The sequence below is a fragment of the Escherichia sp. WS1451 genome, from assembly GCF_046487365.1.
GTDB classification, from domain to species: domain Bacteria; phylum Pseudomonadota; class Gammaproteobacteria; order Enterobacterales; family Enterobacteriaceae; genus Escherichia; species Escherichia coli.
In genome coordinates this window covers 91,495-109,190 of the sequence record NZ_JBJQJP010000006.1, presented here as the reverse complement: position 1 = coordinate 109,190, position 17,696 = coordinate 91,495, and the positions used below count along the sequence as shown (strand labels likewise).

The following is a 17,696-nucleotide window of genomic DNA, read 5'->3' as shown; positions in this document are numbered from 1 at the left end:
GCCGCATCCGGCAATAAGCAACGCGCAACGTGACAGTAATCTACCCCAGTGGTTTCGCCAGCACCGGACTATCCGCCGCTTGCTGGCGCTTATAGCGACCATACAGCAGCAACGACGACATCGCAGCAAACGAAAGCAGGGCGGCAGGCAGCGCCACGTAATTATATGCCAGCCCCAGCGTCAGCATCATACCACCGCAATATGCGCCGACGGCGCTACCGAGGTTAAACGCTATTTGCCCACCTGCGGCACCTAATAACTCTCCGCCTTTGGCGTTTTGCAGTAACAATATTTGCAGAGGTGCTGAAAGGGCAAATAATCCCGCGCAACAAATAAAAGCAAAAATAAGCGACGTTATTTTCATGCCGCCGCAGAAAAAAAGCATCAGCAGTGCCAGTACAATGATAAAGTCAGTCACTGCTGCAATGCGCAGTGGTGAATAACGTCCTGAAATCCGGCCACTTAGCACATTCCCCAGCACCATCCCTAGCCCCACTAACATCATAATAAAGGTCATCGCCGTTTCCGAAAAACCGGAAATAAACATCATGTATGGCTTTACGTAGCTGAACCAGGCAAATACACCTGCGTTGCCAAACATGGTGGCGGCGAAAATTAACCACGGGGCAGGGCTGCGTAAAAAGTGAAATTGTTCGCGTAGTTTTCCTTTCGCCTCGTCGCGAATATCCGGCACCCAAAAATAGACCGATGCCATCACCGCAATATTAAAAACAGCGATCAACAAAAAGGTGTAACGCCAGCTAAATTCCTGACTTAAATACGTTCCCAGCGGAATGCCCAGCAAATTGGCGACTGTCATCCCGGAAACCATCCCCGCCACGGCGGCGGTGACTTTTCCGGGTTTGATAATTTTTGATAACACGATCGCTCCGACGCCAAAAAATGCGCCATGCGGAAAGCCGGATACCAGCCGACCAATGGCGAGCATCAGGTAAGACGAAGAGAGCGTGAACATGGCGTTGCCAATGACGCACAACGCCACCAGAAACAATAAGATATGTTTGAGTGAGTAGCGACTGGAAAAAAGCGCGATGATTGGCGCACCGACCACCACCCCCAGCGCATAATACGAGATCATATGCCCGGCGGCAGGAATCGAAATTCCTACGTTATGCGCCAGCTCCGTGAGCACGCCCATAATGCCAAATTCGGCCATCCCCAAACCAAACGTGCCCAGAGCCAAAGATAAAATAACTTTTTTCATACCACCATCACAACCACCAGAACGGCTACTAATCACCGTAGCCAATAAAGTGATAGCTTGCAGGATAACGACCAGCGAGGCCAAGAGATAATTCGCCCCTCTGTATTCATTATCCTGCTGAATAGTTATTTCACTGCAAACGCACTTTCCAGTTTGCTGTAGCCCAGGCCGTTGATCTTCTTCACTTTGATCTGCACCGGAATACGCTCTTTCATCGCTTCAACGTGGCTAATCACACCGATGGTTTTGCCACTGGCATTCAGGGCATCCAGCGCATCAAGGGCGGTATCCAGCGTTTCGCTATCCAGCGTGCCAAAACCTTCATCAAGGAACAGCGAGTCAATACGCGTTTTATGGCTGACCAGATCCGAAAGCGCCAGCGCCAGCGCCAGACTGACGAGGAAACTTTCGCCGCCGGAAAGGGTACGGGTATCGCGTACCGCATCTGCCTGCCAGGTATCAACAACCTCGACTTCCAGCGCCTCGCTGGCTTTGCGCTGTAACAGATAGCGCCCGTGCAGCCGGGTAAGTTGCTGATTAGCGAGATGGACTAAATTATCCAGCGTCAGCCCCTGGGCAAACTTGCGGAATTTATCGCCCTCTTTGGAACCTATTAGCGAATTCAGATATCCCCAGTCCTCAACCTGCTGCGTCATTTGAGCAATTTGCTGCATTAAGGTTTGTTGTTGCTGACGGTTGTCTGCATCCTGCTTCAGCTGCTGGCGAATCTCGCCCTGACTGGTGGTATTTTCACGCAACTTTTGCTGAGTTTGCGCTAACTCTTGCTGAATCTGCTCCACCGTCACACTGAGATCCAGGCCGTCAGGTCGGTGTTGCTGATGCTGTGCCAGCGCTTCTGCTGTCTGAGTGACCAGCGTTTGCGCCTGACGGCGCTGGTTTTCCAGATTCTGCTTGAGCTGTTCCAGCTGCGTTAGTGTTTGTTCATCCATTAGCGCCGCAAGGAACGCCTGTTGATCGTCAAAGACGCTCGCCTGTAGCGCGGTGTCAAACTGCGCCTGGGCTTTTTGCAGACTTTGCGCCGCCAGAACATCCTGTTGCTGTAAGGTCTGCTGCTGGCTGTGTAATGCGAGACATTGTTCATGAACCTGCCGCCAGTTTTCCAGCGCCACAGTTTCTTCGCTGTGCGGGAGTTCATCACTTTGCGGCAACGTTTCCAGAATCGGCGTCAGTTGCTGAATACGGTTTTGCAGCGCGGTTAATTCGTTCTGGCGTTGCTGCCAGCTCTGCGCTTCTTGCTGACGCGTCGCCAACCAGCTCTCTTCTTCATCTTCCTGTGGCAATGTCAGTGCATAACCCGCCAATGCCGTTAAGAGCTGCTGCTGGCGTTGTTCAATTTGCTGTTGATACTGGATAATTTGCTGATTATGCGCGGCAATCTGCCCTTGTAATTCATGCCGTTGGCTGAGTAACCGCAGCTGGCGTTCGTGCTCATCTTGTGCATCTAGCCACGGTTGAATATCGTCCTGTGGCTGCAAGGTGATATTGAGGCTGGCCGTGACGGCTTGCCATTGTTGAGTAAGTGCTTGCTCATCTTGTCGGAGGCTTTGCGCTTCGTTTTCATCACGCTGAAGTTGCTTTGTTAAGGCGTCCAGTTGCCCACGTAGCGTCGCACCTTCTTCACCGAGCTTTTTAACTTCGTTTTCCAGCGCCAGTAATCGAGACTGATTAACGCCAGGCTCCAGCGCCTGATACGCCTCGACCGCCGGGTGGCTGGTGGAACCACAAAGTGGACAAGGCTGACCCGCCTGTAACTGTGCACGTTGAGCTTCCAGCGTTTTGATGCGCGCTTCCTGCTCGCAAATGGTTTTCACATCGGCAAGTTGCTGCATCTTTTCTTTATAACGCTGGCGCATTTCGTTAAGTGCGGCGTTACGTTGCGTCTGTTCCAGAGTGACATTCTGGATAGCGACCTGTAACTGCGCCAGACGTTTTTGTTGGGGAACAATCTGTCCATGCAGCGCGACCAGGCGCTGACGCAGTGGGCGTTGCTCGGCATGTTGCGCCAGGGCGGTAGCAACTTCATCGGCGGGTAACGTCAACGTAATCGCCGCAAGCGCATTAAGTTTTTGCTCTGCATGGGTTAACTGTTGCTGCCATTGCCGCAGATGCTCGCGATCGCTGGTTTGTTGGGAGAACTGCGCACGCCAACCCGCCAGTTCGTTGTTCCACTGACGGAAGCGGTCGTGTTCCTGTAGCCAGGCATTCAGACTTTGTTGCTGCTGCTGTAATTCTGCTGACTGCTTCGCCGCGTGGTGGCGAATGCTCGCCCGAAGCGCCATTGTGCTCTGTAAGCGAGTATTTACTTCTTCAATCTGCTGGCGAGTATGCGCCAGCGCCGCGCTGTGTTCTGCGATGCGTTCCCAGTGCGGACGAAGATTTCGTGCCGGTTGTGCCAGACTGAGCGCCGCAAGTTGAGGTTGCGCTATTTCTTCTTCGGCTAATGCCTGTTGCAAGGCCTGTTGACGGCGGCTGGCTTCTTGCTGCAATTCGTCCAGACGCGTTAACCAGTTTAGTGATTGTTGTTCTTGCTGCTGCGCGGTAAGTAACTGTTTTTCTTCGTCAGTAAGTACCTGCAAACTCGCTGTCAGCGATTGCACTTGTTCTGGCGTGAGCAACGCGACGCCGCTGGCCTGCGCTTGCAGCTTCTCCAGCTCTGTGCGGGCCGATTTGTGCTGCTCAAAAACCATCGCCGAGATTTTCCCGTAGATTTCAGTGCCGGTTAACTCCTCGAGCAATTCCGCGCGTTCTTTGGGTTTGGCATTCAGGAAGACAGCAAATTGCCCCTGCGAAAGCAGCATCGAACGGGTGAAGCGCCCGTAATCCAGTCCGGTTAACGTCGCCGTCAGTTCCAGCTTATCTTTCACTTTGTCGGCGAGAATTTTGCCGTCTGCGCAGCGCGCCAGCTCTACGCGTGGCACCTGCAAATTACCGTCCGGCTGGTTACGCGCCCGATTCTGGCTCCAGAACGCGCGATACGCTTCACCTTTGACTTCAAACTCCACTTCCGCCAGACATTCGGCGGTATCGCGAGTCATGAGATCATTTTGCGATTGTGAAACGTTAGAGAGGCGCGGGGTTTCGTGATACAGCGCCAGACAAATGGCGTCCAGCAGGGTGGTTTTCCCCGCACCGGTTGGGCCGGTAATAGCAAACAGCCCGTTGCTGGCGAACGGCTCGCGGGTGAAATCAATCTTCCATTCGCCTTTTAATGAGTTCAGGTTTTTCAGGCGCAGGCTGAGAATTTTCATGCTTCGTGTTCTCCGGCGAGGCTATGCAATGTCGTGGCGAAAAGATGCTGCAGACGTTGCTGCTGTGATTCATCCAGTTCTTCCAGTGCCAGACGGCGATTGAACACCTCTTCGACGCTGAGTTCGCTGAGGGTTTCACGCTGTTGGCTGGCTAACACACGCTCGCGCTGTTCACGACCCCGGCGTACCAGCAATACTTCAACGGGCAATGATTCGGTTAATGCCTGGATTTTGCGCTGAATATCATGCAGATACTCATCAGTAGTGATTTCGATATCCAGCCAGACAGGTGGCTCCTGTGATACATCGCGCCACTGTTCCAGCTGTTCGGTAATCGACGCCAGATCGCCTTTCAGCACCGCCATGGGTTGCGTTACCGGTACGTTCAGGTTTTCCACGCTCTCTAATTTGCCGTTTGAAAATGTCACCAGATGGACATATTTACTCTTACCGCATTCATCAAAACTCAGTGGAATGGGGGAACCGCAATAGCGAACATGTTCCATGCCGCCAATAATCTGCGCGCGGTGAATATGCCCGAGCGCGATGTAGTCGGCTGGTGGAAAGTTTTGTGCCGGAAACGCGTCCAGCGTGCCAATATAAATGTCACGCACGGCGTCACTTTTACTGGCACCCACGGTCGTTAAATGTCCCGTGGCGATGATGGGCAGAGGCTGATCGCCGCGCAGTTTGCAGGCATCGGCATAATGTTGTTGATAATAATCAGTAATAGCCGCCAGCAAATGCTGCTGTTTTTCAATACCGTTAAGCCCCGCCTGGCTGGTAATAATGTCACGCGGGCGTAAAAAAGGTATGGGACACAGCACTGCGCCTGGCGTCCCGTCGCGACGAGGCAAGATTTGCGGCGCATGTCCGGCGCTGGCGACCACGGTAGTATTGAGGAACGCCATGATATCGCGCGATTCATTCAGCGTGGCGACCGAGTCATGGTTTCCTGCCAGTACCACCAGATGACAGCCAGTTTGCTGTAAATTGACAACAAAACGGTTGTATAACGTGCGGGCGTAACTGGGCGGCGAGCCGGTATCGAAAACATCACCGGCAACAATAATCGCATCCACCTGATGGATCTGTGCTGTCTCCAGCAGCCAGTCAAGAAAAGCCTGATGTTCGGCTTCGCGGCTCTTACTGTAGAAGTTCTGGCCGAGATGCCAGTCTGAGGTGTGAAGGATGCGCATAACGGTTCCCTGGCGAAAAAGCATGGGCGCGATTATACCCAAACAGATGTGCCATTTGCTTTTTTCTGCGCCACGGAAATCAATAACCTGAAGATATGTGCGACGAGCTTTTCATAAATCTGTCATAAATCTGACGCATAATGACGTCGCATTAATGATCGCAACCTATTTATTACAACAGGGCAAATCATGGCGAGACGTATTCTGGTCGTAGAAGATGAAGCACCAATTCGCGAAATGGTCTGCTTCGTGCTCGAACAAAATGGCTTTCAGCCGGTCGAAGCGGAAGATTATGACAGTGCTGTGAATCAACTGAATGAACCCTGGCCGGATTTAATTCTCCTTGACTGGATGTTACCTGGCGGCTCCGGTATCCAGTTCATCAAACACCTCAAGCGCGAGTCGATGACCCGGGATATTCCAGTGGTGATGTTGACCGCCAGAGGGGAAGAAGAAGATCGCGTGCGCGGCCTTGAAACCGGTGCGGATGACTATATCACCAAGCCGTTTTCGCCGAAGGAGCTGGTGGCGCGAATCAAAGCGGTAATGCGCCGTATTTCGCCAATGGCGGTGGAAGAGGTGATCGAGATGCAGGGGCTCAGTCTCGACCCGACATCTCACCGGGTGATGGCGGGCGAAGAACCGCTGGAGATGGGGCCGACAGAATTTAAACTGCTGCACTTTTTTATGACGCATCCTGAGCGCGTGTACAGCCGCGAGCAGCTGTTAAACCACGTCTGGGGAACCAACGTGTATGTGGAAGATCGTACAGTCGATGTCCACATTCGTCGCCTGCGTAAAGCACTGGAGCCCGGCGGGCATGACCGCATGGTGCAGACCGTGCGCGGTACAGGATATCGTTTTTCAACCCGCTTTTAACGCCTTGCTCATCGGACGCAGAGCAGGGCTTATGAATTCTTAACTGGAGTATCTTACGTGCTGGAACGGCTGTCGTGGAAAAGGCTGGTGCTGGAGCTGCTACTTTGCTGCCTCCCGGCTTTCATCCTGGGTGCATTTTTTGGTTACCTGCCCTGGTTTTTGCTGGCATCGGTAACGGGACTGCTTATCTGGCATTTCTGGAATTTATTGCGCCTTTCATGGTGGCTGTGGGTGGATCGTAGTATGACCCCGCCACCGGGGCGTGGTAGCTGGGAACCGCTGCTATACGGCTTACACCAGATGCAGCTGCGAAATAAAAAACGCCGCCGCGAACTGGGCAATCTGATTAAACGCTTTCGTAGTGGCGCGGAGTCGCTGCCCGACGCGGTAGTGCTGACCACGGAAGAGGGCGGTATTTTCTGGTGTAACGGTCTGGCGCAACAGATTCTTGGTTTGCGCTGGCCGGAAGATAACGGGCAGAACATCCTTAACCTGCTGCGTTACCCGGAGTTTACGCAATATCTGAAAACGCGTGATTTTTCTCGCCCGCTTAATCTGGTGCTCAACACCGGGCGGCATCTGGAAATTCGCGTCATGCCTTATACCCACAAACAGTTGCTGATGGTGGCGCGTGATGTCACGCAAATGCATCAACTGGAAGGGGCGCGGCGTAACTTTTTTGCCAACGTGAGCCATGAGTTACGTACGCCATTGACCGTGTTACAGGGTTACCTGGAGATGATGGATGAGCAACCGCTGGAAGGCGCGGTACGTGAAAAAGCGTTGCACACCATGCGCGAGCAGACACAGCGGATGGAAGGGCTGGTGAAGCAATTGCTGACGCTGTCGAAAATAGAAGCCGCACCGACGCAGTTGCTCAATGAAAAGGTTGATGTGCCGATGATGCTGCGCGTTGTTGAGCGTGAGGCTCAGACTCTGAGTCAGAAAAAACAGACATTTACCTTTGAGATAGATAACGGCCTCAAGGTGTCAGGCAGCGAAGATCAGCTACGCAGTGCGATTTCGAACCTGGTCTATAACGCCGTGAATCATACGCCGGAAGGCACGCATATCACCGTACGCTGGCAGCGAGTGCCGCATGGTGCCGAATTTAGCGTTGAAGATAACGGACCGGGCATTGCACCGGAGCATATTCCGCGCCTGACCGAGCGTTTTTATCGCGTTGATAAAGCGCGTTCCCGGCAAACCGGTGGTAGCGGATTAGGGTTAGCGATCGTGAAACATGCGGTGAATCATCACGAAAGTCGCCTGAATATTGAGAGTACAGTAGGAAAAGGTACACGTTTCAGTTTTGTTATCCCGGAACGTTTAATTGCCAAAAACAGCGATTAATTCGCCTTTGTCATCTTTTATTGCCATAAGCCAGCCGATGCTGGCTTATTTTCTTTGCAGTCGAAATACGGGCGTTAGATTTTACAATGGTTGGTGATTTTTTGTTCGCATGATTAGCCATGTCTTTTTCATTGAAATAGTGTTTTATACTGGTTGGTGATTTCTTATCGCTATATACCTCTGGTTTTTAGATCCCTTCTTGCTTTAAAACGTTATAAGCGTTTAAATTGCGCTTCAGGTGCTGTCATACTGACTGCATTTACGCGGTAAATCGAAAAACTATTCTTCGCCGCGCCTGGTTGGGAGTATTTCCCGCTAAAATTGTTTAAATATACCGCTGTATCATCCCCAGGGATTGGCACAAAAATTTAACGTTACAACACCACATCCACAGGCAGTATGATTTATGACCCATCAATTAAGATCGCGCGATATCATCGCTCTGGGCTTTATGACATTTGCGTTGTTCGTCGGCGCAGGTAACATTATTTTCCCTCCAATGGTCGGCTTGCAGGCAGGCGAACACGTCTGGACTGCGGCATTCGGTTTCCTCATTACTGCCGTTGGCCTACCGGTGTTAACGGTGGTGGCGCTGGCGAAAGTTGGCGGCGGTGTTGACAGCCTCAGCACGCCAATCGGTAAAGTCGCTGGCGTACTGCTGGCAACGGTGTGTTACCTGGCGGTGGGGCCGCTTTTCGCTACGCCGCGTACAGCTACCGTTTCTTTTGAAGTGGGCATTGCGCCGCTGACGGGTGATTCCGCGTTGCCGCTGTTTATCTACAGCCTGGTTTATTTCGCTATCGTTATTCTGGTTTCGCTCTATCCGGGCAAGCTGCTGGATACCGTGGGCAACTTCCTTGCGCCGCTGAAAATTATCGCGCTGGTCATCCTGTCTGTTGCCGCAATTATCTGGCCGGCGGGTTCTATCAGCACGGCGACTGAGGCTTATCAAAACGCTGCGTTTTCTAACGGCTTCGTCAACGGCTATCTGACCATGGATACGCTGGGCGCAATGGTGTTTGGTATCGTTATTGTTAACGCGGCGCGTTCTCGTGGCGTTACCGAAGCGCGTCTGCTGACCCGTTATACCGTCTGGGCTGGCCTGATGGCGGGTGTTGGTCTGACTCTGCTGTATCTGGCGCTGTTCCGTCTGGGTTCAGACAGCGCGTCGCTGGTCGATCAGTCTGCAAACGGTGCGGCGATCCTGCATGCTTACGTTCAGCATACCTTTGGCGGCGGCGGTAGCTTCCTGCTGGCGGCGTTAATCTTCATCGCCTGCCTGGTCACGGCGGTTGGCCTGACCTGTGCTTGTGCAGAATTCTTCGCCCAGTACGTACCGCTCTCTTATCGTACGCTGGTGTTTATCCTCGGCGGCTTCTCGATGGTGGTGTCTAACCTCGGCTTGAGCCAGCTGATTCAGATCTCTGTACCGGTGCTGACCGCCATTTATCCGCCGTGTATCGCACTGGTTGTATTAAGTTTTACACGCTCATGGTGGCATAATTCGACCCGCGTGATTGCTCCGCCGATGTTTATCAGCCTGCTTTTTGGTATTCTCGACGGGATCAAAGCATCTGCATTCAGCGATATCTTACCGTCCTGGGCGCAGCGTTTACCGCTGGCCGAACAAGGTCTGGCGTGGTTAATGCCAACAGTGGTGATGGTGGTTTTGGCCATTATCTGGGATCGTGCGGCAGGTCGTCAGGTGACCTCCAGCGCTCACTAAATCACTGAACATTTGTTTTAACCACGGGGCTGCGATGCCCCGTGGTTTTTTATTGTGTTGATGGGTTAGGAATTGATGGAAAGTAAGAACAAGCTAAAGCGTGGGCTAAGTACCCGCCACATACGCTTTATGGCACTGGGTTCAGCAATTGGCACCGGGTTGTTTTACGGTTCGGCAGACGCCATCAAAATGGCCGGTCCGAGCGTGTTGTTGGCCTATATTATCGGTGGTGTCGCGGCGTATATCATTATGCGCGCGCTGGGGGAAATGTCGGTACATAACCCGGCCGCCAGCTCTTTCTCGCGTTATGCGCAGGAAAACCTCGGCCCGCTGGCAGGTTACATTACCGGCTGGACCTACTGCTTTGAAATCCTAATTGTCGCCATCGCCGATGTGACCGCTTTTGGTATCTATATGGGGGTCTGGTTCCCGACGGTGCCGCACTGGATTTGGGTACTGAGCGTGGTGCTGATCATTTGCGCCGTAAACCTGATGAGCGTGAAGGTATTCGGTGAGCTGGAGTTCTGGTTCTCGTTCTTTAAAGTCGCCACTATCATCATCATGATTGTCGCCGGTTTCGGCATCATCATCTGGGGAATTGGCAACGGCGGGCAACCGACCGGTATTCATAACCTGTGGAGCAACGGCGGCTTCTTCAGTAACGGCTGGCTTGGTATGGTGATGTCGTTGCAAATGGTGATGTTTGCTTACGGTGGGATCGAAATTATCGGGATTACCGCCGGTGAAGCGAAAGATCCTGAGAAATCGATTCCGCGTGCGATTAACTCCGTGCCGATGCGTATTCTGGTGTTCTACGTCGGTACGCTGTTCGTCATAATGTCTATCTACCCGTGGAATCAGGTTGGCACTGCCGGTAGCCCGTTCGTGCTGACGTTCCAGCATATGGGCATTACCTTTGCCGCCAGCATTCTTAACTTTGTTGTGCTGACCGCTTCGCTGTCGGCAATTAACAGTGACGTATTTGGCGTAGGCCGTATGCTCCACGGTATGGCAGAGCAGGGCAGCGCGCCAAAAATTTTCAGCAAAACCTCGCGTCGCGGTATTCCGTGGGTTACGGTGCTGGTGATGACTACCGCGCTGCTGTTTGCGGTGTATCTGAACTACATCATGCCGGAAAACGTCTTCCTGGTGATCGCTTCGCTGGCAACCTTCGCCACGGTGTGGGTGTGGATTATGATCCTGCTGTCGCAAATCGCCTTCCGTCGCCGTTTGCCGCCAGAAGAAGTTAAGGCGCTGAAATTTAAAGTGCCGGGTGGGGTCGCAACCACCATCTGCGGTTTGATTTTCCTGCTCTTTATTATCGGGTTGATTGGTTATCACCCGGATACGCGTATCTCGCTGTATGTCGGTTTCGCGTGGATTGTTGTGCTGTTGATTGGCTGGATGTTTAAGCGCCGCCACGATCGTCAGCTGGCTGAAAACCACTAATCCTTGCGTTCTGTAAGCCGGTTCAGGAGGAAATCCTGATCCGGCTATTCCGAAAGTTATCCGCCCCCGTCCTCCTCCCCCAAATATCCTTCAGATGATGAGTGATCCTGCATTAGGCTATGGCAAGGTGATCAGATTTTCATCACAGGGGAATTATGATGTTAAATGCATGGCATCTGCCGGTGCCCCCATTTGTTAAACAAAGCAAAGATCAACTGCTCATTACGCTGTGGCTGACGGGCGAAGACCCACCGCAGCGCATTATGCTGCGTACAGAACACGACAACGAAGAAACGTCAGTAGCGATGCATAAGCAGCGCAGTCAGCCGCAGCCTGGCGTTACCGCATGGCGGGCGGCGATCGATCTCTCCAGCGGGCAACCTCGGCGGCGTTATAGTTTCAAATTACTGTGGCACGATCGCCAGCGTTGGTTTACACCGCAGGGCTTCAGCCGAATGCCGCCAGCACGACTGGAGCAGTTTGCTGTCGATGTCCCGGATATCGGCCCACAATGGGCTGCGGATCAGATTTTTTATCAGATCTTCCCTGATCGTTTCGCCCGTAGTCTTCCTCGTGAAGCTGAACAGGATCATGTTTATTACCATCACGCAGCCGGACAAGAGATCATATTGCGTGACTGGGATGAACCGGTCACGGCGCAGGCGGGCGGATCAACGTTCTATGGCGGCGATCTGGACGGGATAAGCGAAAAACTGCCGTATCTGAAAAAACTTGGCGTGACGGCGCTGTATCTCAATCCGGTGTTTAAAGCTCCCAGCGTACATAAATACGATACAGAGGATTATCGCCACGTCGATCCGCAGTTTGGCGGCGACGGAGCGTTGCTGCGTTTGCGACACCATACGCAGCAGCTGGGAATGCGGCTGGTGCTGGATGGCGTGTTTAACCACAGTGGCGATTCCCATGCCTGGTTTGACAGGCACAATCGTGGCACGGGTGGTGCTTGTCACAACCCCGAATCGCCCTGGCGCGACTGGTACTCGTTTAGTGACGATGGCACGGCGCTCGACTGGCTGGGCTATGCCAGCTTGCCGAAACTGGATTATCAGTCGGAAAGTCTGGTGAATGAAATTTATCGCGGGGAAGACAGTATTGTCCGCCACTGGCTGAAAGCGCCGTGGAATATGGACGGCTGGCGGCTGGATGTGGTGCATATGCTGGAGGAAGCGGGTGGGGCGCGCAATAATTTGCAGCACGTTGCCGGGATCACCGAAGCGGCGAAAGAAACCCAGCCGGAAGCGTATATCGTTGGAGAGCATTTTGGCGATGCACGGCAATGGTTACAGGCCGATGTGGAAGATGCCGCCATGAACTATCGTGGCTTCACATTCCCGTTGTGGGGATTTCTTGCCAATACCGACATCTCTTATGATCCGCAGCAAATTGACGCCCAAACCTGTATGGCCTGGATGGATAATTGCCGCGCCGGACTTTCTCATCAACAGCAACTGCGTATGTTTAATCAGCTCGATAGCCACGATACTGCGCGATTTAAAACGCTGCTCGGTCGGGATATTGCGCGCCTGCCGCTGGCGGTGGTCTGGTTGTTCACCTGGCCTGGTGTACCGTGCATTTATTACGGTGATGAAGTGGGACTGGATGGTAAAAACGATCCGTTTTGCCGTAAACCGTTCCCCTGGCAGGTGGAAAAGCAGGATACGGCGTTATTCGCGCTGTACCAGCGAATGATTGCGCTGCGTAAGAAAAGTCAGGCGCTGCGTCGTGGCGGCTGTCAGGTGCTGTATGCGGAAGATAACGTGGTGGTATTTGGCCGCGTGCTGAATCAGCAGCGTGTACTGGTGGCAATCAACCGTGGAGAAGCCTGTGAAGTGGTGCTACCCGCGTCACCGTTGCTTAATGTTGCGCAATGGCAACGCAAAGAAGGCCATGGGCAACTGACAGACGGGATTCTGGCTTTGCCTGCCATTTCGGCTACGGTGTGGATCAACTAAAGCATCTGTTTTATTTATTACGTCGTAGTCACCAGCCCTGACACTACGCAGCGCAAAAAAGCTGCTCAATGTCAGGGCTGAGTTTGTTAAATATTTGTCCCGTTCGATATGAGCGATTTTTGGTATTCTTTGCCCATGAGGTTATGTACAACATGCTCCAGGATAACCCTGTAGTGGAGCAAAGATATGACAATTTCAAATTCGAATTTATTAAAACCGTTTATTACTGGTACTGAGTTGCCACCTTTTAAAGAGGATGTTTTTTCTAAAACAGAAGAACAATTTAAAAAAAGCCCCCATGGCAAATTGCTTTTCATTTCCGGAAATGAAAATTTAGTAAACATTTCAGCGGAAAAAATCGATGAAATAAAAAATAGCAAAGATTTCTTTTCAAACATTGTAAATATAATAATTTTACTCATTAAGCATCCTGATAAAATTCTGCCCATTCTTCATGGTTGTCCTGCAGAGTCCATCGAACTCATTAAGAATGCGAAACGAACGGGGCAATGGTCATATGAGATGACTGATAAGAACGGGCAGAATATTGAAGTGTCCTATATTTTCACTGATACCATAGATGATAAATCTGATGGAAAATTATGCTTAAAAATCTGTAACTCTTGCAACCAAAATGATTCTAGTACACATGAATATAAAATAGATCATCAACAGTTGAAAAATCACATAAGGCAACTTGAGGAGTGGGCCCTTCTTGAAAAGTTTTATGATAACAACGCTTATTATTCTAAACGTACAAAACAATTAGAGAAGAAAATTGCCGATGCGGGGTTTATAACAGGGAAGGTTAATGCCGATAACTTTAATGTAAAAGAGTTTAAAGACGATATAGCCTCGATGCTTTGTGAACAGCCCCCCATGCGTACACACCAGATTTCTTCATCCGGATACTTATCTGCCGATAAAGTGCCCGATCTCTATAAGACAAATTTGAAAGACGCGCAGAGAGATCTGAAAACAACACCGGTTGACATCGATGGTGTTAGTCTAAAATCAAAAACTCGGGAAAAAATTGCGGAAAAAATTGCGGAAAAAATTGCGAAAAAAACTGAGGAAGAAAATACGGAAAAAATTGCGAAACAAAATGCGAAGACCATTGAGGAGAAGAATAGTGAAAAAAACAAGAAAGAAACAAATCCTGAGGATAATTTTGTCTTAAAATTCTCACCGGAAGAAATCAATGAGATGCTCCTGGATTACAGCGATGAAGAACAAAAAAAATTAAGACCTTTTTTCACTAGTGATCACATCTATTGTTTGTTTGATGCTTTTAGTCAGGGTTTGCATAATGTTGCTCGTAATGGCAGTCCACGGTATACAGGTTTACTACATCAAATAGCATCCAACTCTGAGATATTACAAGATTTTGATCAACAATTGTTCTGGCGCACGTTTTCAGGAGGAGTCTTCCATCGACGTATCTCTGTGAACAGCGAGCCAGAAAAGACAGATGTATGGCGATTCAGTACACAATTTGATTTTCCACATATAAATGACAACGGAGAGTTGTCCAGAACGGTACTCATGTTCGAGGGGGTTGCTGAAAGCAACTTTAAAGATATCGCCAATCATTCCAGCGAATGTTTTTCTTACAGTTGTTATGCCGCTCCGCTGGATGCGAATGCTAAAAAATAGTGACGCCGGAGCTTGAAGTTTCAGAGCGCCTTGCGTGACGCCTGCGCCATCATCCGCGGATAAAACTGCCAGAAGCGGGTTTCGAGAGCATCGTAATGGGCGTCTAAATCGTACCAGGAGTCACGCAGGGCATCCAGACGTGGGCGACGGCTTGCCATGCCGTTTAACACGTTCTGGATGAAATCCATATCGCGATAGCGCACCAGCCACTGCTCTGACCACAAGTAATTGTTCAGATTGATAAAACGTGGCGGTGAGTCCGGCAAAATCGTCATCACTTGCTCGCGGGCATAACAGACAAATTCCTGTAGCGGAAAGTCCGGCGACAGCTGCGACCAGTGGCGGGAAAGAAAGTGATCCCACATGACATCCAGCGTAATAGGCGCAACGCGGCGCGTTTCACTACGAAACCATTCCCGTGCTTCGCGGACTTCCGGCAGATTGTCGGTTAGTACATCAATGCGCCGATGCATATGAATGCCAGCCACGACGTCGGGCGGAAAACTTTCTTCAGGATTTCCGCGTACGAAATCAGCCAGTAAATTGCCGGAAAGCGAGCTTTCCGCGAGATGGGCTAAATGCAGGTGAGCTAAAAAATTCATCGATTATATTCTATCCAAAGGGGGGTAAAGGTTGCAGGGAGAGCGCCCCGGCACTAGACTACCCGCCTCTTATTTTAGTCTGAGTCAGTGTCATGCGCGTTACCGATTTCTCCTTTGAATTGCCCGAATCCCTGATTGCCCACTATCCCATGCCTGAACGCAGTAGCTGTCGTTTACTGTCGCTGGACGGGCCGACGGGCGCGCTGACGCACGGTACTTTCACCGATTTACTCGATAAGCTCAACCCCGGCGATCTTCTGGTTTTTAATAATACCCGTGTGATCCCGGCGCGCCTGTTTGGGCGTAAAGCCAGCGGCGGCAAGATTGAAGTGCTGGTTGAGCGTATGCTCGACGACAAACGCATTCTTGCGCATATTCGCGCCTCGAAAGCGCCAAAACCTGGCGCAGAACTGTTGCTGGGCGATGACGAAAGTATTAACGCAACAATGACCGCGCGCCACGGCGCACTGTTTGAAGTCGAATTTAATGATGATCGTTCGGTACTGGATATCCTCAACAGCATCGGCCATATGCCGCTGCCGCCGTATATCGACCGTCCGGACGAAGACGCTGACCGCGAACTTTATCAAACCGTTTATAGCGAAAAACCGGGCGCGGTTGCAGCCCCGACCGCTGGTCTGCATTTTGACGAACCTTTGCTGGAAAAATTACGCGCCAAAGGCGTGGAGATGGCGTTTGTCACCCTGCACGTTGGTGCGGGCACCTTCCAGCCGGTGCGCGTCGACACCATTGAAGATCACATCATGCACTCGGAATACGCTGAAGTACCGCAGGATGTGGTAGACGCGGTACTGGCGGCGAAAGCGCGCGGTAACCGGGTGATTGCGGTTGGCACCACCTCGGTACGTTCGCTGGAAAGCGCGGCCCAGGCGGCGAAAAACGATCTCATCGAACCGTTCTTTGACGATACCCAAATCTTTATCTATCCCGGCTTCCAGTACAAAGTGGTCGATGCGCTGGTGACGAACTTCCACCTTCCTGAATCGACGTTGATTATGCTGGTTTCGGCCTTTGCCGGTTACCAACACACCATGAATGCCTATAAAGCAGCGGTAGAAGAGAAATATCGCTTTTTTAGTTACGGTGATGCGATGTTTATCACGTACAATCCGCAGGCAATTAATGAGCGCGTTGGGGAGTAATTCCGCGGCGCTGGTTTAAACGTTGGACTGTTTTTCTGACGTAGTGGAGAAAAAATGAAATTTGAACTGGACACCACCGACGGTCGCGCACGCCGTGGCCGCCTGGTCTTTGATCGTGGCGTAGTGGAAACGCCTTGTTTTATGCCTGTTGGCACTTACGGCACCGTAAAAGGGATGACGCCGGAAGAAGTTGAAGCCACTGGCGCGCAAATTATCCTCGGCAACACCTTCCACCTGTGGCTGCGCCCGGGCCAGGAAATCATGAAACTGCACGGCGATCTGCACGATTTTATGCAGTGGAAAGGACCAATCCTTACCGACTCCGGCGGCTTCCAGGTCTTCAGCCTTGGTGATATTCGTAAAATCACCGAACAGGGCGTTCACTTCCGTAACCCGATCAACGGCGACCCGATTTTCCTCGACCCGGAAAAGTCGATGGAGATTCAGTACGATCTTGGTTCGGATATCGTCATGATCTTTGATGAGTGTACGCCGTATCCTGCTGACTGGGATTACGCAAAACGCTCCATGGAGATGTCTCTGCGTTGGGCGAAGCGTAGCCGTGAGCGTTTTGACAGTCTCGGAAATAAAAATGCGCTGTTTGGTATCATTCAGGGCAGCGTTTACGAAGATTTACGTGATATTTCTGTTAAAGGTCTGGTAGATATCGGTTTTGATGGCTACGCTGTCGGCGGTCTGGCTGTGGGTGAGCCGAAAGCAGATATGCACCGTATTCTGGAGCATGTATGCCCGCAAATTCCGGCAGACAAACCGCGTTACCTGATGGGCGTTGGTAAACCAGAAGACCTGGTTGAGGGCGTACGTCGCGGTATCGATATGTTTGACTGCGTAATGCCAACCCGCAACGCCCGAAATGGTCATTTGTTCGTGACCGATGGCGTGGTGAAAATCCGCAATGCGAAGTATAAGAGCGATACTGGCCCACTCGATCCTGAGTGTGATTGCTACACCTGTCGCAATTATTCACGCGCTTACTTGCATCATCTCGACCGTTGCAACGAAATATTAGGCGCGCGACTCAACACCATTCATAACCTTCGTTACTACCAGCGTTTGATGGCGGGTTTACGCAAGGCTATTGAAGAGGGTAAATTAGAGAGCTTCGTAACTGATTTTTACCAGCGTCAGGGGCGAGAAGTACCACCTTTGAACGTTGATTAATATTAATAATGAGGGAAATT

The 17,696-nt window shown here is 51.4% G+C and carries 12 protein-coding genes; 8 read left to right on the top strand and 4 right to left on the bottom strand.

Annotation, left to right across the window (positions count from 1 at the left end):
* Positions 1 to 40 precede the first annotated feature (40 nt).
* From araJ to sbcD, 3 genes are all read right to left on the bottom strand, one after another.
* Entirely contained in the window at positions 41 to 1,225 is a 1,185-nt protein-coding gene (gene araJ / locus ACJHX7_RS10295; RefSeq protein WP_001337469.1) for an MFS transporter AraJ, read from the bottom strand.
* A gap of 125 nt (positions 1,226 to 1,350) precedes the next feature.
* Positions 1,351 to 4,494 (bottom strand): exonuclease subunit SbcC, encoded by a 3,144-nt coding sequence (gene sbcC, locus ACJHX7_RS10290; protein WP_097465895.1) that lies wholly within the window; start codon positions 4,492 to 4,494, stop codon positions 1,351 to 1,353.
* Positions 4,491 to 5,693: an exonuclease subunit SbcD gene (gene sbcD / locus ACJHX7_RS10285; RefSeq protein ID WP_094029734.1), complete on the bottom strand. Its 1,203-nt coding sequence runs from the start codon at positions 5,691 to 5,693 to the stop codon at positions 4,491 to 4,493. The genes sbcC and sbcD overlap by 4 nt, the downstream gene beginning before the upstream one ends.
* 189 nt (positions 5,694 to 5,882) lie before the next feature.
* Here sbcD and phoB point away from each other — a divergent pair, with 189 nt between their 5' ends.
* The 6 genes from phoB to ACJHX7_RS10255 all read left to right on the top strand — a co-directional run bounded on the left by phoB (position 5,883) and on the right by ACJHX7_RS10255 (position 14,729).
* Positions 5,883 to 6,572, top strand: a complete 690-nt coding sequence (phoB, locus tag ACJHX7_RS10280) for a phosphate response regulator transcription factor PhoB (RefSeq protein ID WP_000113933.1) — start codon at positions 5,883 to 5,885, stop codon at positions 6,570 to 6,572.
* 57 nt (positions 6,573 to 6,629) lie between these two features.
* On the top strand, positions 6,630 to 7,925 hold the full coding sequence (gene phoR, locus ACJHX7_RS10275) for a phosphate regulon sensor histidine kinase PhoR (protein WP_000893614.1): 1,296 nt from the start codon (positions 6,630 to 6,632) through the stop codon (positions 7,923 to 7,925).
* Positions 7,926 to 8,331: 406 nt separating this feature from the next.
* Positions 8,332 to 9,651 carry a branched-chain amino acid transporter carrier protein BrnQ gene (gene brnQ, locus ACJHX7_RS10270; RefSeq protein WP_022645273.1) on the top strand — a complete coding sequence of 440 codons (1,320 nt, stop codon included), beginning with the start codon at positions 8,332 to 8,334 and terminating at the stop codon, positions 9,649 to 9,651.
* Between the two features lie 75 nt (positions 9,652 to 9,726).
* The gene (proY, locus tag ACJHX7_RS10265) at positions 9,727 to 11,100 is read left to right on the top strand and encodes a proline-specific permease ProY (RefSeq protein ID WP_032170799.1); all 1,374 of its coding nucleotides are present in this window, start codon (positions 9,727 to 9,729) and stop codon (positions 11,098 to 11,100) included.
* 155 nt (positions 11,101 to 11,255) lie between these two features.
* Positions 11,256 to 13,073 (top strand): maltodextrin glucosidase, encoded by a 1,818-nt coding sequence (gene malZ / locus ACJHX7_RS10260; RefSeq protein ID WP_122992233.1) that lies wholly within the window; start codon positions 11,256 to 11,258, stop codon positions 13,071 to 13,073.
* Between the two features lie 186 nt (positions 13,074 to 13,259).
* A complete protein-coding gene (locus tag ACJHX7_RS10255) occupies positions 13,260 to 14,729 on the top strand; it encodes a hypothetical protein (RefSeq protein ID WP_094029732.1) in 1,470 nt (489 codons plus the stop codon).
* 20 nt (positions 14,730 to 14,749) lie between these two features.
* On the opposite strand, the gene acpH is transcribed toward ACJHX7_RS10255, so the two are convergent.
* Positions 14,750 to 15,331: an ACP phosphodiesterase gene (gene acpH / locus ACJHX7_RS10250; protein WP_001009885.1), complete on the bottom strand. Its 582-nt coding sequence runs from the start codon at positions 15,329 to 15,331 to the stop codon at positions 14,750 to 14,752.
* Between the two features lie 92 nt (positions 15,332 to 15,423).
* On the opposite strand from acpH, the gene queA reads away from it, so the two are divergent.
* Positions 15,424 to 16,494, top strand: a complete 1,071-nt coding sequence (gene queA / locus ACJHX7_RS10245; protein ID WP_001266492.1) for a tRNA preQ1(34) S-adenosylmethionine ribosyltransferase-isomerase QueA — start codon at positions 15,424 to 15,426, stop codon at positions 16,492 to 16,494.
* A 54-nt stretch (positions 16,495 to 16,548) separates the two neighbouring features.
* Complete coding sequence (gene tgt / locus ACJHX7_RS10240; RefSeq protein WP_000667319.1) at positions 16,549 to 17,676, top strand: tRNA guanosine(34) transglycosylase Tgt; 1,128 nt, start codon at positions 16,549 to 16,551, stop codon at positions 17,674 to 17,676.
* Positions 17,677 to 17,696 lie beyond the last annotated feature (20 nt).

Coding starts and splice junctions, on each gene's coding strand:
- phoB (WP_000113933.1), top strand. CDS start 5,883: ATGGCGAGACGTATTCTGGTCGTAGAAGATGAAGCACCAATTCGCGAA.
- ACJHX7_RS10255 (WP_094029732.1), top strand. CDS start 13,260: ATGACAATTTCAAATTCGAATTTATTAAAACCGTTTATTACTGGTACT.
- sbcC (WP_097465895.1), bottom strand. CDS start 4,494: ATGAAAATTCTCAGCCTGCGCCTGAAAAACCTGAACTCATTAAAAGGC.
- sbcD (WP_094029734.1), bottom strand. CDS start 5,693: ATGCGCATCCTTCACACCTCAGACTGGCATCTCGGCCAGAACTTCTAC.
- proY (WP_032170799.1), top strand. CDS start 9,727: ATGGAAAGTAAGAACAAGCTAAAGCGTGGGCTAAGTACCCGCCACATA.
- brnQ (WP_022645273.1), top strand. CDS start 8,332: ATGACCCATCAATTAAGATCGCGCGATATCATCGCTCTGGGCTTTATG.
- tgt (WP_000667319.1), top strand. CDS start 16,549: ATGAAATTTGAACTGGACACCACCGACGGTCGCGCACGCCGTGGCCGC.
- queA (WP_001266492.1), top strand. CDS start 15,424: ATGCGCGTTACCGATTTCTCCTTTGAATTGCCCGAATCCCTGATTGCC.
- araJ (WP_001337469.1), bottom strand. CDS start 1,225: ATGAAAAAAGTTATTTTATCTTTGGCTCTGGGCACGTTTGGTTTGGGG.
- acpH (WP_001009885.1), bottom strand. CDS start 15,331: ATGAATTTTTTAGCTCACCTGCATTTAGCCCATCTCGCGGAAAGCTCG.
- malZ (WP_122992233.1), top strand. CDS start 11,256: ATGATGTTAAATGCATGGCATCTGCCGGTGCCCCCATTTGTTAAACAA.